The sequence below is a fragment of the Allobosea robiniae genome (assembly GCF_900102525.1).
Lineage (GTDB): Bacteria > Pseudomonadota > Alphaproteobacteria > Rhizobiales > Beijerinckiaceae > Allobosea > Allobosea robiniae.
The window spans coordinates 23,542-37,811 of record NZ_FNBZ01000003.1 but is presented as its reverse complement, the minus strand read 5'-3'; the positions used below and the strand labels follow the sequence as shown (position 1 = coordinate 37,811).

Annotated in this window: 13 protein-coding genes; 8 read left to right on the top strand and 5 right to left on the bottom strand. The window is 63.1% G+C overall.

Features of this window, described 5'->3' with window-relative positions; genetic code table 11:
• Window positions 1-117 precede the first annotated feature (117 nt).
• On the top strand, window positions 118-960 hold the full coding sequence (locus BLQ70_RS09090; protein ID WP_091857108.1) for an IclR family transcriptional regulator: 843 nt from the start codon (window positions 118-120) through the stop codon (window positions 958-960).
• 43 nt (window positions 961-1,003) lie between these two features.
• Here the strand turns inward: BLQ70_RS09090 and BLQ70_RS09085 are convergent, their stop codons facing one another.
• Genes BLQ70_RS09085 through BLQ70_RS09070 form a run of 4 tightly spaced genes read right to left on the bottom strand, consistent with a single transcriptional unit; the run spans window position 1,004 to window position 5,200 of the window.
• Window positions 1,004-1,840 (bottom strand): shikimate dehydrogenase, encoded by an 837-nt coding sequence (locus tag BLQ70_RS09085; protein WP_091856716.1) that lies wholly within the window; start codon window positions 1,838-1,840, stop codon window positions 1,004-1,006.
• A 23-nt stretch (window positions 1,841-1,863) separates the two neighbouring features.
• The gene (locus BLQ70_RS09080; RefSeq protein ID WP_091856715.1) at window positions 1,864-2,664 is read right to left on the bottom strand and encodes a shikimate dehydrogenase family protein; all 801 of its coding nucleotides are present in this window, start codon (window positions 2,662-2,664) and stop codon (window positions 1,864-1,866) included.
• Window positions 2,665-2,679: 15 nt separating this feature from the next.
• Window positions 2,680-3,465 (bottom strand): enoyl-CoA hydratase-related protein, encoded by a 786-nt coding sequence (locus BLQ70_RS09075; RefSeq protein WP_091856714.1) that lies wholly within the window; start codon window positions 3,463-3,465, stop codon window positions 2,680-2,682.
• Between the two features lie 46 nt (window positions 3,466-3,511).
• Window positions 3,512-5,200, bottom strand: coding sequence for an FAD-dependent oxidoreductase (locus tag BLQ70_RS09070; RefSeq protein WP_244511963.1), 1,689 nt, complete (start codon window positions 5,198-5,200; stop codon window positions 3,512-3,514).
• A 234-nt stretch (window positions 5,201-5,434) separates the two neighbouring features.
• Between BLQ70_RS09070 and BLQ70_RS09065 the strand changes: the two genes are divergently transcribed.
• The 5 genes from BLQ70_RS09065 to BLQ70_RS09045 are packed head-to-tail and all read left to right on the top strand — an operon-like array spanning window position 5,435 to window position 10,292.
• Complete coding sequence (locus BLQ70_RS09065) at window positions 5,435-6,049, top strand: NIPSNAP family protein (RefSeq protein WP_091856713.1); 615 nt, start codon at window positions 5,435-5,437, stop codon at window positions 6,047-6,049.
• 24 nt (window positions 6,050-6,073) lie between these two features.
• The gene (locus BLQ70_RS09060) at window positions 6,074-6,967 is read left to right on the top strand and encodes an NAD-dependent epimerase/dehydratase family protein (RefSeq protein ID WP_244511962.1); all 894 of its coding nucleotides are present in this window, start codon (window positions 6,074-6,076) and stop codon (window positions 6,965-6,967) included.
• The gene (locus BLQ70_RS09055; RefSeq protein ID WP_091856711.1) at window positions 6,964-7,794 is read left to right on the top strand and encodes a sugar phosphate isomerase/epimerase family protein; all 831 of its coding nucleotides are present in this window, start codon (window positions 6,964-6,966) and stop codon (window positions 7,792-7,794) included. The genes BLQ70_RS09060 and BLQ70_RS09055 overlap by 4 nt, the downstream gene beginning before the upstream one ends.
• A 33-nt stretch (window positions 7,795-7,827) precedes the next feature.
• Window positions 7,828-9,561, top strand: a complete 1,734-nt coding sequence (locus BLQ70_RS09050; protein ID WP_210184268.1) for an FAD-dependent oxidoreductase — start codon at window positions 7,828-7,830, stop codon at window positions 9,559-9,561.
• Window positions 9,558-10,292, top strand: coding sequence for an SDR family NAD(P)-dependent oxidoreductase (locus BLQ70_RS09045; protein WP_244492963.1), 735 nt, complete (start codon window positions 9,558-9,560; stop codon window positions 10,290-10,292). The genes BLQ70_RS09050 and BLQ70_RS09045 overlap by 4 nt, the downstream gene beginning before the upstream one ends.
• 61 nt (window positions 10,293-10,353) lie before the next feature.
• Here BLQ70_RS09045 and BLQ70_RS09040 read toward each other — a convergent pair whose 3' ends face one another.
• Window positions 10,354-11,106, bottom strand: coding sequence for a DUF4286 family protein (locus BLQ70_RS09040; protein ID WP_091856710.1), 753 nt, complete (start codon window positions 11,104-11,106; stop codon window positions 10,354-10,356).
• 144 nt (window positions 11,107-11,250) lie between these two features.
• Between BLQ70_RS09040 and BLQ70_RS09035 the strand changes: the two genes are divergently transcribed.
• Together BLQ70_RS09035 and BLQ70_RS09030 are read left to right on the top strand one after the other, a co-directional pair.
• Window positions 11,251-12,516 (top strand): Gfo/Idh/MocA family protein, encoded by a 1,266-nt coding sequence (locus BLQ70_RS09035; RefSeq protein WP_139163507.1) that lies wholly within the window; start codon window positions 11,251-11,253, stop codon window positions 12,514-12,516.
• A gap of 125 nt (window positions 12,517-12,641) precedes the next feature.
• Window positions 12,642-14,255, top strand: a complete 1,614-nt coding sequence (locus BLQ70_RS09030) for an ABC transporter permease (RefSeq protein ID WP_244492961.1) — start codon at window positions 12,642-12,644, stop codon at window positions 14,253-14,255.
• The last annotated feature ends 15 nt before the right edge of the window (window positions 14,256-14,270 follow it).

Below are 14,270 nucleotides of genomic sequence, written 5' to 3'. Positions count from 1 at the left end.
TTCACAAGGCGTTAGGATGCTCCGTTGAATGCGATCGCGGTGGATGACGGTCCAGCTGCCTGTGAATTGGGCCGGGCCTAAGCTATGATGAGACCTCTTGGCCCCTCGGAGAAAATGATGCCCAGGACGAAGGAAAAGGACGCCGGGCCGGATGGCATTCTGAAGCGCACTTTGCGGATCATCGAGATTCTGGCTGGCCATCCTGGTGGCATGCCGTTTTATGAGCTGGCGGACGCCATCAGAATCCCGCGCAGCGCAACGCATCGTCTTCTGGCGAGCCTGGTTGACGAAGGCTATGTTCGGCAGGACAGAGAGTTCGGCTCCTATGTACTCACGGCCAAGATTGCGTCGCTGGGACTGCGCTATCTCCAGGCTCACGGCATCACTGATCTGATGCAACCTGTGCTGGACCGGCTCGCTCGGGAGTGCGGCGAGCTGGTTCGTGTCGCGATCCTTGATGAAGATCGGCTTATCTTCGTCTCCAAGGCGCAAGGAGCCACGGCCGGTCTTCGTTACGATCCGGAGGCTGGACAGGAGGCGAAGCTCTCATGCTCGTCGTCTGGATTGGCCTGGCTTTCAACGATGTCCGATGAGGACGCGATCGCCTTGGTCGAGAAGCAGGGCTATGGGTCCAAGGAAGAGTACGGGCCCAACGCTCCGCAAACAGCCCAAGCCATCCGAAGGCGGCTTCGCGAAGCGCGGTTGCTCGGTTACGTCGTGACTCAGCAGACCTTCTCGCAATGGATGAATGCGGTAGCCGCTCCGATACGATCCTCCTTGGATGCCCGAGTCACAGGGACGATCAGTGTTGCAGGGCCGTTCATTCGCTTGACGGAAGAACGCATGCAGCAGATCGGCCCGTTGTTGCTTGAAGCAACGAAGGAATTGGGTCAGCTCAGCCCGCCGCCTCGACCGCCTGCTGATAAGCCGGGGGAGCCCCGTCCTAACATCTTCGCCTGAGCCTGCAGCTCTTGGAACACCGCGAGCGAGAAGCCGGGCCGCGTCAGCGGCCGAGGGTGGCGAGAACGAGCGAACGAAGAGTGTCGTCGACGCTGGGGTCAACCCCAAACCAGGCCTTGAAACCGGGGCGGGCCTGGTGGAGGAGCATTGCGACCCCGTCGACGGTCTTGTAGCCGCTTTGCCTGGCCTGGCGCAGCAGAGGTGTTTCTAGCGGCACATAAACGATGTCGGAGACGCATAGCGTGGCCCTCCCCCTCGACAGGTCGATATCGAGTGGCTCAGAGCCCGCCATGCCGAGCGAGGTCGTGTTCACAAGGAGATCGCAGTTGCCAATAGCCTGGCTGCGCCGCTCCCAGTCGATGACAGCAATTCCCGGCAAATTCTCGGCGACCTGCTCGGCGCGCCGGCGACTCCTGTTTGTAACGGTTACATGAGCACCAGCCTCATCGAGGGCGTGGCACACGGCACGCGAGCCCCCGCCCGCCCCGAGAACGAGTGCGCGCTGGCCGCTCACGGCGATGCCGGCTTCGCCGAGGCCTGCCAAGAAGCCGAAGCCGTCCGTATTGCTGCCGACGACGCCGCGCTCGTCGAAGACCAGGGTGTTGATGGCGCCGATCCGGCGCGCTGAGGTTTCTACAACGTCGCAGAGGGCGAAAGCCGCCTCCTTCCAGGGCTTTGTGACGTTCGCGCCACGAAATCCCGCTGCCCTCAAGCCGCGCACCACGCCCTCGAAATCCCGCTCGGCGGCGAGCGGGACATAGGCTCCGTCGATGCCGTAGCGCTCGAGCCAGTAACCGTGCAAAAGCGGCGACCGCGAATGTGTGACAGGCCAGCCGATCACGCCGGCGAGACGACCGGCACCCGTCAATTTTGTCGTCATACTCGGTGTCCTGTATGGCGCCGTCAGGCAGCGGTTTCGAGCCAGAAGTCGAGCATGAGCGAGGTCTCGGCTTCGAACATCTCGATGCCGGTCGAGGTCTGGCAGCCGATCCGGCGCGCCGCCTCTATCAAGGGCGTTAGGGCCGGCTTGGTCACCACATCGCTGACGAAGGTCGCGGACTTCAGGCCGCCGATGTCGAACGGCGATCCGTCGCCTGGCTTCATTCCGGCAGGCGATGCGTTGGAGACGGTATCGAATCCGGCTGGGTTGGAGGAACCGGCTATCACTTTGCCCCTGTGTGCGCCGTCGAGCTTGGCAATCAGCGCATCCCGTCGCCGCGCGTCGGTGTCGTGGACAGCGAGTTCGCGGACCCCGGCGTCAAGCAGCGCCAGGCCAATGGCGCTTCCGGCCCCACCGGCTCCGATCAGCAAGGAACGCTGTCCCTCCAACCTGGCCCCGTTCTTCCGCATCGCCCCGACATGGCCGGGCCCGTCGAACATGTCGCCATGCCATGAATGATCTGCATTGCGCCGCATTACATTCGCTGAGCCAAGCACCTTGGTGGTCTTGGACATCGTGCGGCAATGCGGAACCACGGCAAACTTGTGCGGCACGGTGATGCAGATGCCGTCGCAATTGAGGAGGCGGCTGGCCAGCGTCACAAATTCCGGCACGTCATCCGGCAGGATGTCGACCGGCACCATAATAGCGTCCTTGCCGTTCTCCTCGAACAGGCGGGTCATGCCATACGGAGATTTCACCTGGGCGATGGGGTGGCCGATAATGAAGTAGACGCGCGTCGCGCCACTGAAATTTTCGAGCATCGGTCGATCCTCGTTTCAGCGACCCTGCCAGACCGGCTGTCGCTTTTCAGCGAAGGCCTTCGGTCCCTCGATCGCATCCTGGCTAGCCCACAGCCGGACAGCGGTCGGGTGCTGGTCGAGGATACTGCGCTCCAGCGAGGAGGAGAGGCTCGAGAGCGCGACGGCCTTGGAGGCTTCGATCGCAAGAGGCGCGCAGCGAACGATCTGCCGCGCGAGCTCCTGGGCCTTCGTCATCAGCTCGGTCGCCGGCACCACCTCGTTGATAAGGCCGATTTCTGCGGCACGCTGAGCGCTAATGCGCTCCCCGGTGAGGATGAGGCGCATAGCCTGTTTCAGCGGCACCTGCCGGGCAAGGCGTTGCAGGCCGCCGCCGCCCAGTGCAGCCAGACCGACTAGCGGCTCGGGCAGGCTGAAGACTGCGTGCTCAGCCGCTATCGCGAGATCGCATGCGAGCACGATCTCGACACCGCCGCCGAAGGCTTGACCGTTGACGGCAGCGATCACAGGCTTGTTGAGGTCGAAGCGCATGCAGAGACCGGCGAAACCGGTGGCCGGCGAGGCTTCGACGGATGTACCAGCTTCCGCCTTGGCCTTGAGGTCGCTCCCCACGCAGAAGGCACGTTCGCCGGCGGCGGTCAGGATCGCGACCCGCAGTACGGGGTCTGAGGCGAAGCGGTCGAAGATGCCGGCCAGCTCATGGTGTGCGTCGTTGCTCAGCGCGTTCAGCACGTGGGGGCGATTGATCGTGACGGTCAGGATGCCGTTTTCGGCCGAGACCTTGGTGAATTTCAGCTCTGACATAATGACTCCGAAGCAGCGAGAAGGAGCGCGAGGCCGCGCAAGTCGATCAGGCAGCGAGCGCGTCTTCGACTGCGATGAAGGCAAACGCGATCGCTGGGCCGAGCGTGATCCCGGGCGCCGGATAGGTGCCGGCCATGATCGAATTCTGGTCGTTGCCCACGGCGTAAAGGCCGCCGATCGGCCCACTCTTGCCAAGCACCCGGGCATGGGCATCCGTAACCAGCCCCGCGCTGGCTCCGATGTCACCGGGATAGAGCTTCACGGCGTAAAACGGTCCGTTTTGCAGTGGCCGCATGGTCGGGTTGGGGCCGTTCTTCGGGTCACCCAGATTGCGCTCGTACGCGGTCGTGCCACGGCCGAAATCCGGATCCAAACCGGCGGCCGCATGGCCGTTGAAGGTCTCAACCGTCTTCTGCAACTGGGTCGCGTCGATGCCGAGCCGCTGTGCCAGTTCGACCAGCGTTTCGCCCTTCAGCAGATATCCGTCCTTTATAAGGAAGGACATGCCGCTACCGCCGGGGCGGACCATCCCAAGGCCGTAGGTCTTGATCGCTTGATGATCCGCAATGAGGTAGGCAGGAATGCAGGGGTCGGTGCGGTTCGCCTCGATCATAGCCTTGCCGGTGAGATGATAGGAGGTGCTTTCGTTGAAAAAGCGCCGGCCGGCCTTATTGACGATCAGCGTTCCAGGCTTGGCCCGGTCGAAGACGAAATGCGGGAATACCGCGGTGCTGCCGTCGGACCGCTTTCGGATCGATACCGGCGCCCAAAACACGTTCTCCATATTGCGATCGCCAATGCGAGCGCCTACGCCCAGTGCAAGCTCGATTGCCGCGCCCTTATGACCGGGCGCGCCAGGTGTGTGAATCTCGACATCGGGCACGAGCTCCTTGCGCAGCGTCGGGTTCCGGTTGAAGCCGCCTGAGGCGAGGATGACGCCTTGGGCAGCGCGAATGTTCTCACGCTTGCCGTTTCGGGTCAGGCTGACGCCTGCAATCTTCCCCTTTTCTTCGATCAGCTGATCAACGCGCGCTTGCGTCCAGACCGTGCCGCCTCGCTTTAGGAAGGAGTGCAGGAGCCGCCCGATCAAAGCGTTGCCCATCGTGAGCCTGACGCCACGTTTGTGGCCAAGCCTATCGCGAGCGTAGCGGGCGACCAGAGAGGCCGAATACCGCAACGACGCCCAAGATTTCTTCATACTGAGCAGATGGCCGATATCCACGCGGTCGACCATCAGCCCACCAAGGATGGTGAACTCCGGAATCGGCGGGCGAACCAAATCAAGATTGTCGCCGAGCAGCCGGCCGTCAAAGGGGATTGGCTCCAGGGCCCGACCTTTCATCGTCGCGCCCGGTAGTTCGGACAGGTAATCCGGATGCAAGGGATGAGGCCGCAGCTTCACGTCCGTCTCGCGGTCGAGCACTTCGACAGCACGGGGGCCGGCAGTCAGGAACGCGCGGATCGCATCGCCGGACGCATAGTTCCCGAGCGCATTATGGAGAAAGATTTCGGCCTGTTCGACACTATCTTGGGCGCCGACCGCAGCGGCGTGGAGCGTGTTAGGGATCCAGATCGTACCGCCTGAAAAGGCCGTGGTCCCCCCGACATACTCGGTGCTTTCGAGCAACAGCACGCGTGCGCCGCGAAGGACACCGAACAGCGCCGCTGACAACCCAGCTCCGCCGCCGCCAATCACGATCAGGTCGTAGAGCTTTTCGGTTTCCCCTTTCGCCAACGCGATTGATCCAGATGATCTGGCCACGACTGACTTCCTCTCCTTGGCGGCGCCTGGTCCCTTTCGGCCAAGCGCAAATTTGCGTCGAGGCGGCCGGAACTGCCCGCCGACTCTCGCCCTGCGAACCAGGGTCTTGTCAGTCGTATATTCAAATCTGAAATAGAATTCCAGAATGAACTTTCATTGTTGGCGCGATCCGGCTATGTCCTGTCGCCATGGATTGGGAGGAAGCCGATGCGCTACGCTGTCACCAGGATCACGCCGGAAGTTGGAGGCCTGCCGAAGGTTCTCGCTGGAATCGAGGCGTCGCTCACCGGCAAGAGTCTTTCGGGAAGGCTGCTAGGCTGCTTTACCGCCGAGATCGGCGTGCTGAATCAGATTTTGATCCTCCAGTCTTACGACGAAGACGCTGCGCTAGCGGAGGACCGCTCGCGGGCTCTCGTGGATGGCAGCCTCTTCGGGGCGGCCGAGCATTTTCGCGAATTCGAGACAACGACCTATATGCCGTTCGACTTCGTTCCGCCGATCGAGCCCGGCAAGCACGGCCCCGTCTATGAAATCCGCGTATACGGCGTGAAGGCATCGGGCCTCAAGCCGACGATGGATCTCTGGAGAGATGCGGTACCGGAGCGCGCAAAGGTGTCGCCTCTGCTTGGGGCCATGTATGCCATCGATGGCTCACTGCCGCGCTTCCTCCATATCTGGCCGTTCGCTTCGCTCGACGAGCGCATGGCCAAGCGGGCCGAATCCGTCGAGCGAGGCATTTGGCCGCCGAAGGGCGGGCCGGCGCATCTGACCAGCCTGAGCTCGGCCATCTATCTGCCGACCGCCTTTTCCCCATTGAGCTGAGGGCGCGGCGTCATGCGAGTGTTCATGACCGGCGGCACCGGCTTCATAGCCGCATGGCTGATCCGTCGACTTCTGGCGCGGGGCGCGGAGGTACGGGTTCTCGACATTGCCTCTGACAGCGGCGCCGTGCGGAACATTCTGGGAGATCTCGCTGCCCGCGTGGAATGGCGGGTCGGCGACGTGCGCGATGGCACTCTCGTGCATTCCGCGGCCGAGGGATGTGACCGCGCGATTGCGATGGCCGGCATCCTGACGCCGGCCTGCCGGGCCGATCCAGTTCGAGGTGCCGAGATCAACCTGATCGGCACGCTTAACGTCTTCGAGGCGGCCTTGCGCCAGCGCATGGTACGCGTCGTTTATGCGAGCTCGGCCGGCGTCTTCGGTCCTGACAGCGGCAGTACTCCCTTTCCAACAACCCATTACGGTGCGTTCAAGCTCGCCTGCGAGGGCAGCGCCAGGGCGTACTGGGCGGATCACAGCATGCCGAGCGTCGGCTTCCGGCCCTACATCGTCTATGGGCCGGGCCGCGGCGAGGCCGGTGCGAGTGCAGGGCCTACCTTGGCCTGTCGGGCAGCGGTGCAAGGCCTGCCTTACGAGATCGACTATGTCGGCCCGTCCGGACTCGTCTACGTCGACGATGTGGCGGCGGCATTCGAGGCGGCGCTCATGAGCACCTCGTCGGGCGCCCACGTCTTCACCCTTGCGGGCAGGACCGTGACCATCGACGAGGTTATCGCCGAAATCACGCGGCAGGTACCCGGAGCCAAGATCGGTTCGCGAGGGCAGCCGATGCCTATCGCACCCGAGCTTGCGCCAGACGACATTGCCTCGCTTCTGCCCGGCCTCCCCGAAACCAGGCTCGCGGAGGGGATCGCCGCCACCCTCGCCTATTACCGCAACCAGGACATCAAGGCATGAATCGCCCGATTTCGCTTGCTCACCTGACCGTCATCGAGCTCGACCCACCGGACGTGATCAGCGCCGCCGCCGAAGCTGGTTACAGCCATGCCAGCCTGCGCCTGTCCCCTGCGTCGCCGGGCAAGGAGGCGCAGTTCCCGATGATTGGCGACACAACGATGTTTCGCGAGACGCAGCGGCGGATCGCCGAGACCGGCGTCGGCCTGTTCGATTTCGAGATCCTCCGTATCAACCGCGACACGCTCCTGACCGATTTCCTGCCGGTGATCGAGACAGGTGCGAAGCTGGGCGGCAAATTCGTGCTGGTCGCCGGCGATGTCGAGGACGAGCCGTTCATGACCGACCGCTTCGCCGAGATCTGTGAGCTCGGGGCCCCCTTCGGGATCGGCATGGGTTTGGAGTTCATGCCATGGACCGGGGTCAAAACGCTGGCATCCGCTCGGCGCATCGTCGAGGCGACGAATCCGGCAAACGGCTACATCATCGTCGATGCGATCCATGTTGACCGCGCCGGTGAAACGGCTGCGGATGTGGCGGCGATGCCGAAGCATCTGCATTGCTATTTTCAGATCTGCGACTTGCCGGCGGAGCGCCCGAAGGACGCCGAAACGATGATCTACCAGGCGCGACAGGCGCGGCTGCCCCCTGGCGACGGCGGTCTTGATCTGACTGGGATGCTAAAGGCTATTCCCCCTGATCTGCCGATCAGCGTTGAGATCCCCATGGCAGAGCTCGCGAAAACGATGCCCGCCGTGGCGCGCGCGCGGATGCTGCGGGAAAGGACCGAGGCGATGCTTCAAGCAGTCGCGGTCAGCGCGCCCGCCTGAAGCATCGTTCGCCATCATCAGGTTCGAGATCAGATGGATATGAGCGTTCTTTCCGAGGAGGCTTGCGACCTTTTGGTCATCGGCTCCGGGGCCGGTGGCCTTTCGGCCGCCGTCGCCGCAGCCTGGCACGGGCTTGAGGTTATCGTGGTCGAGAAAGAGCCGGTCTTCGGTGGCACCACCGCCTGGTCCGGCGGCTGGATGTGGGTGCCGCGCAACCCACTCGCCCAAGAGGCCGGAATAGCGGAGGATCAGCAAACCATTCGGACCTATCTGCGCCACGAGCTTGGCAACCACTACGAGGAGGCCCGCATCGACGCCTTCCTCGCTGCGGCGCCCGAGATGGTCGCCTTTTTCCGCCAACACACCGTCGTCCAGTTCATCGATGGCAACAAGATTCCGGACATGCACGGCAACACTCCGGGTGCTGCACAGGGCGGGCGCTCAGTCTGCGCCGCTCCTTACGATGGACGGGAGCTCGGGCCGCTGGCCGGCAAATTGCGACCACCGCTGCCGGAGATCTCGCTGCTTGGCATGGGCATCGCCTCAGGTGCCGATTTCGCGCACTTCCTCAATGCAGCTCGCTCGTGGAAGTCTTTCGCTCACGTCGCTCGGCGCATCGGCCGGCATGCTCTGGATCTTGCGCTTCAGGGCCGGGGGGCACAGCTCGTCAACGGCAACGCGCTGGCGGCGCGGCTCCTCAAGTCGGCCGATGATCTCGGCGTGGACTTGCGGACGCAAGCGCCGGCCCGTCGCTTGCTGAGCCGGGACGGCGTTGTGACAGGCGCTGCCGTCGAACAGGATGGCCAGGAAATCCGCATCAGGGCACGGGCGGGGGTTGTTCTGGCCTGTGGAGGCTTCCCGCATGACTATGAGCGATTGAAACAGCTCGTGCCTCACAATCCCGAAGGTCGCGCACATTGGTCGGCAGCGCCGTCCACCAATACGGGCGACGGCTTACGGCTCGGCGAAAGCGTTGGCGCGCTGGTTGATGCTCGGCTCGCCGCGCCTTGCGCCTGGGCACCGGTTTCGCTCGTGCCGCGTAAGGACGGTTCATTCGGTCATTTTCCCCACTTGGCGGAGCGGGCGAAGCCGGGTCTGATCGCCGTCACGGCCGATGGCCGTCGGTTCGTCAATGAGGCAGACAGCTATTACGACTATGTCGATGCGCTGTTGAAGGCCATTCCGGCGGGTGCGGAGCCGATCTCTTGGCTCATTTGCGACCACCGCTTTCAGCGCCGCTACGGCCTTGGCTTCGCAAAGCCTGCGCCGCTGCCGCTCGCTCCCTACATCGCCAGCGGCTACCTCAAGCGCGGGAAGACGCTTTCCGAACTCGCACATAACTGCGGCATCGACCGGGACGGGCTGGCTGAAACGGTGGCGCGCTACAACAAGACGGCCGCGCACGGCCGCGATCCGCAGTTTCACCGCGGTGAGACTCCGTATAATCGGATGGGTGGCGACGCGACCGTCAAACCCAATCCTTCCGTGGCGCCGATCGAGCGGGGTCCTTTCTACGCCGTCAGGATCGTGCCGGGCAGTCTCGGGACATTCGCCGGATTGAAGACTGACGCGCGAGCGAATGTCCTCGACGCAGAAGGCCGCACGATTCCCGGGCTATTCGCCGTCGGTGCCGATATGGCGAGCATAATGGGGGGTACTTATCCCGCCGGCGGCATCAATCTTGGGCCAGCCATGACGTTCGGTTATGTCGTCGGGCGCGATGCCGCGCAAAAATTCAAGAGCGAAAAAGCGAGGGCTCGATCGTGAGGTTCGAAGGGCAGACGGCGATCGTCACCGGTGCGGCGCGCGGAATCGGGCTCGGAATCGCCAAGCGGCTGGCAGCCGAGGGAGCGCGCGTAGCACTCTGGGACCTGGACTGGAGTAGCTTCGACCGACATATGGCGGGCTTCGAGCCAGCCGATCTTCGGGAGGCCGACGTTTCGGATCTTTCCTCGATCGAGGCAGCGTTCGCAGCGTCGTTGGAGAAACTCGGCCAAGTCGATATTCTCGTCAACAACGCCGGCATCAATGGGCCGATCGAGAAGAGTTGGAACTACCCCGTCGACGCCTGGCACAAGGTGCTGGCAGTGGATCTGAACTCGGTCTTCTTCTGCTGCAGGGCAGCTGTTCCGCATATGATCGAGCGACGCTATGGCCGCATCGTCAACATCGCCTCGATCGCCGGCAAAGAAGGGGGAGCGGGGCTGAGCGCCTACTCGGCGGCAAAGGCCGGGGTCATCGGCTTCACCAAATCGCTGGCCCGCGAACTGGTCGAAAGCGGTGTGCTTGCGAATTGCATCGCTCCGGTCATCGCCGAGACGGACCTTCTGAAGCAGCAGACTCCCGAGTTCACCGCGGCGGCCAGAGCGAAGATTCCGATGAACCGCTTTCTCACGGTCGAGGAGATCGCTGCCACAGCTGCATTCGCAGCCAGCCGCGAATGCAGCTTTACGACGGGCTTCACTTTCGATGTGTCCGGTGGCCGCGCTACATATTGACTGGCGCCGCAAACGATAATGCGAAACCGATCCGCGCCTGAAGGCCGGGTGGCGACGAACGTTAGTAGGTTAGCCGGCCTTGGTGACAAAACCATTCGCTGTCGAATGGCCTGCTATTGGATGCGGGCCATGGCGCAAATTGACCAGCACTGCGTAGCGAAAAGGATAGGCTGTAGATCGACGCCTCATGGCGAAGTTTTTGTGCCAGCGGCACTGCCGCAAGGCTATGCACTGTGCTGCGCATGGCTGGGACTGACAGCCCTTCCACGAGCAGGACAAGGTCGTAGCCGCCGGCGTCCTCGTTACGGCGAAGACGCTTTTCCTCGCTTTCGATATTCGTCAGTACTTGATCAATCTCGCCAAGCCGCGCCCGCGCAATCGCCTGCTGTTCCAGTAAGCCAGAACAGATTGTATGGAGCTGGGTCCTTAGTGTTTCGTCGCCGTTGCTTGCAATGCGGATGCACGCACTAACGCCTGACAGGCCAGTTCCCATTTCCCATCGCTTCTCGCACAGGGCACGGTGAATGCGCGAGTAGCGCGGCATCAAGCGGCGTGTCCATTCGGTTGGCGAGTCGAGGCGGGCTTGGTAGTCCGGCGACCGGAAAGCTTCGCGATCCCTGACGTCCAGGAAGCAACAGAAGCGTTGGCCCGGTCCCTCGATCAGTTCGTGACGCTCCGCCGAGACGAAACCCGGCAATGCGAGGCGTTCCGGCAGATGCTCGAAGCTATGCCAACGCAGATATTCCTCGACATAGCTGTCCTCGACATCGTGCCAGATGCCAAGCAGGGCCGTGGTCGCCGAAGCTGAAGGCATGGCGGAGCGCTTTCTCGGTCTCGTGCGACCCAAGTCAGGATAAAACACAAAACCGGAATACCATACCAGTTTTCATATTGAAATCGGTTCAAGGATGTGTTCACGTTTCTCCCGTCGGCCAAGGAGCCGCCCGGGAGGTTCGTGATGCAGCGAGTGAAGTATGCTGCGGTGGGCTGCAGCGGGATGGGGCGTCGCCATCTCCACGGCTATGCAAAGCTCCGGGACAGCGGTCACGGCAATATCGAGCTAGCTGCTGTTTGCGATCTCGACGCCAGCCTTGCAAATGCCCTGGCCGACGAAGCCGGCTCGCTAACGGGCTCTCGCCCGCCTGCCTTCACCAGCGTGGCGGAGATGGTCGCCTCGGTGCCCGGGCTGGAGGCAGCCGACATTACAACCGACGCGGGCTCTCATCTGTCGGTTTCACGTGCCTGCTTGGGAGCCGGCTTGCATGTCCTCTGCGAGAAACCACTTGGCCTGACCGTCGCCGAGTGTCGCGAAATCATTGAGGCTGGCCGGACGGCAGGTCGGATTGTGTCGGTCGCGGAAAACTTTCGCCGGGACCCGATGAACCGGCTGGTCAAAGCTCTGATCGATGACGGTGCAATCGGCGCCCCTCGCCTGATGCGAGAGGAGTCGATCGGCGGTACCGACCTCATCGTGACGGCGCCATGGCGCCACTTCAAGCATACCGGGACGGTCATCGTCGATTCCGGCGTGCACAACGCCGACATCATTCGGTTCTACCTCGGCGAGATTGTCAGCGTTTACGGCGAAAGCAGGCTGCACGAGCCTCTGCGGCGGCCACAGCCGCAGGTGGATGCCGCAGCAGCCCAGCGGGACAGCTGGTGGGGCGCCCGTTCACAGCTTCCGGCCATTACGAAGGCGACCGGCGAGGACGCCATCTATGCGCAGATCCGCTTCGCATCCGGCGCCATTTGCCAGTGGGTGCTGGACCGCGCCGGCCATGGTCTGCCGCGCGACGAACGCGTGATCTACGGAGCCAAAGGCTCGATTGCCGCCCCAGGTGACCGCAATGGCAGACCGGTAGTGCTGCACCTCGACGGCGGCCTGTCCATCACGGACGAGCGCATCCTCGATTTTGCTCCGAGCTACCGATTGAACCCCGTTGCCGCGACGCTGTTCGGCGATGCGCGGCCCTGGCGCTACGACTTCGGATTCAACGACGTCGACCAAAAGCTGCTGGCACTTCAACTTCACGAGCTCGCCGATTGCATCCGGCAGGGCACGGCGCCCGAGGTCACGGGTGCCGAAGCAATGGCGGATGTCGCCTTGGCCTATGCGCCAGTGGAGTCCGGCAGGCTGGGCCGGGCCGTGACGATGGACGAAATTTTGAACGGCAGCGCATCGCCTTACCAGGATGAAATCGCGGCACTCAGGCGCTCGGCCTGACTGAACCCCGTACAGGAAACGAAGCCATCTCTCAGAGCGCACTCCCTGTCGCGGCCGAGCCGCCTCATCGCTCCTGGTCACCTCGGCTGGCGCAGAGGCTTGGCTGGCTTGCGCTTCTACTGGCGGTGCTGGCCGTCCTGGTCGTGCTGCCCTTGCTCGCGCTCATCTTGCGAGGTTTCGTCGCGGTGGAGGGCGGACGATCATCCGCCAGCCTGGGGTCCTTTCAGAAGGTGCTGGGCGATGCGAGCTATTGGGTCGCGATGGGCAATACGCTCGTTGTCTCGATCGGTTCGATGCTGCTCGCGGCCGTCATCGGCACGCTGCTGGCCTGGTGCCTGGTGCGCACGGATGTGCCGGGCCGTCAATTCCTCGAAAAGGCGGCGGCGATGCCGATTTTCATCCCGCCTTTCATCGGCGCTTTCGCCTGGATCCTCATCGGCGCACCGCGCATCGGTCTCCTGAATCTGTCCTTCCGCTGGCTCGACCTCGGTCAGCCCTTCAACGTCTATTCCTATCTCGGAATCATCTGGGTGATGGGCATCTACATCGCCCCTTACGTGATGATGATCGTCGCCGGCGCGCTCCGGAATATGGATCCGACCCTTGAGGAGGCGGGCCAGGTCGCCGGCTTGAGCCGCCTGCGCACCATGCTGGTGATAACCTTGCCCGTCGTCGCGCCAGCGATCCTGTCGGGCGCGGTCCTCGCCTTCGTCGTGGGCATCGGACTCTTCGGGACGCCGGTCCTGCTCGGCATGGCCCGCGAGATCTATCTCGTCACCTCGCGCATCTATCTCGAACTGCAACAATATCCGCCGGACGCCGGCATCGTTGCTGTTCTGGCGATCTACCTGATGCTGCTCTCCGTCTGTGCCAACGCGATTCAGCGCCGCATGCTGCGCGGCCGGTCCTACGTCACGCTCAGCGGCAAGGGGTTCAAGTCCCGGCTCGTGATGCTCGGCAGCTTGCGCATCGCGGTCGCGGCGGTGATCTGGCTCTATCTCGTTCTGACGGTGCTGGCACCTGTGGCGCTGATCACGGCCGCGGCCTTCTCGACCTACGCATGGTCCGGGATCTTCACCTGGAAGCATATGCAGTTTCTGGTCGAGACCGTCGACGTTCGCACCACTCTCGCCAACTCGCTGATCATCACCGTGGTCGCGGCGACGGCAACGACGGTCCTCGGAATCCTGATCGCGTGGGTGACGACCCGCTCACGCATGCTGGGCAAGCAGCTGATCGAAGACGTGGTCCTGCTGCCGATGTCGGTCCCCAGTCTCGCTTTCGCGCTCGGTGTCTTCTTCTTCTGGCTCTGGGTACCGGGGGGACTCTACGGAACGATCTGGATCATCATCGTGGCGCTGATCGGGCGCTATGCCAGCTACTCGGTACGTTCGATTTCGAGCAGCCTGATCCAGGTCCACCCCGAACTGGAGGAGAGCGCGCGCATCTGCGGCCTGAGCTGGGCGGGCACGCTGCGCAGGATCACGCTGCCGCTCGTCCTGCCGAGCATCGTGGCCAGTTGGGTGATGGTCTACAGCATCTTCGTTTCCGAGCTTTCGATCGTTCTGCCGCTCTACACGGCGGAAACACGCACACTCTCGATTCTCTCCTTCGACACCTGGTCGATCGGGCAATTTTCGCAGGTCGCGGCGCTTTCGCTGCTGCAGCTCGTGATGGGGGTGGGGGTAATGGCGGCCGTGGGCCTGATCAACCGCCGCAAAGCCATGGTGGTGCCATGAGATCGGATCCATTCG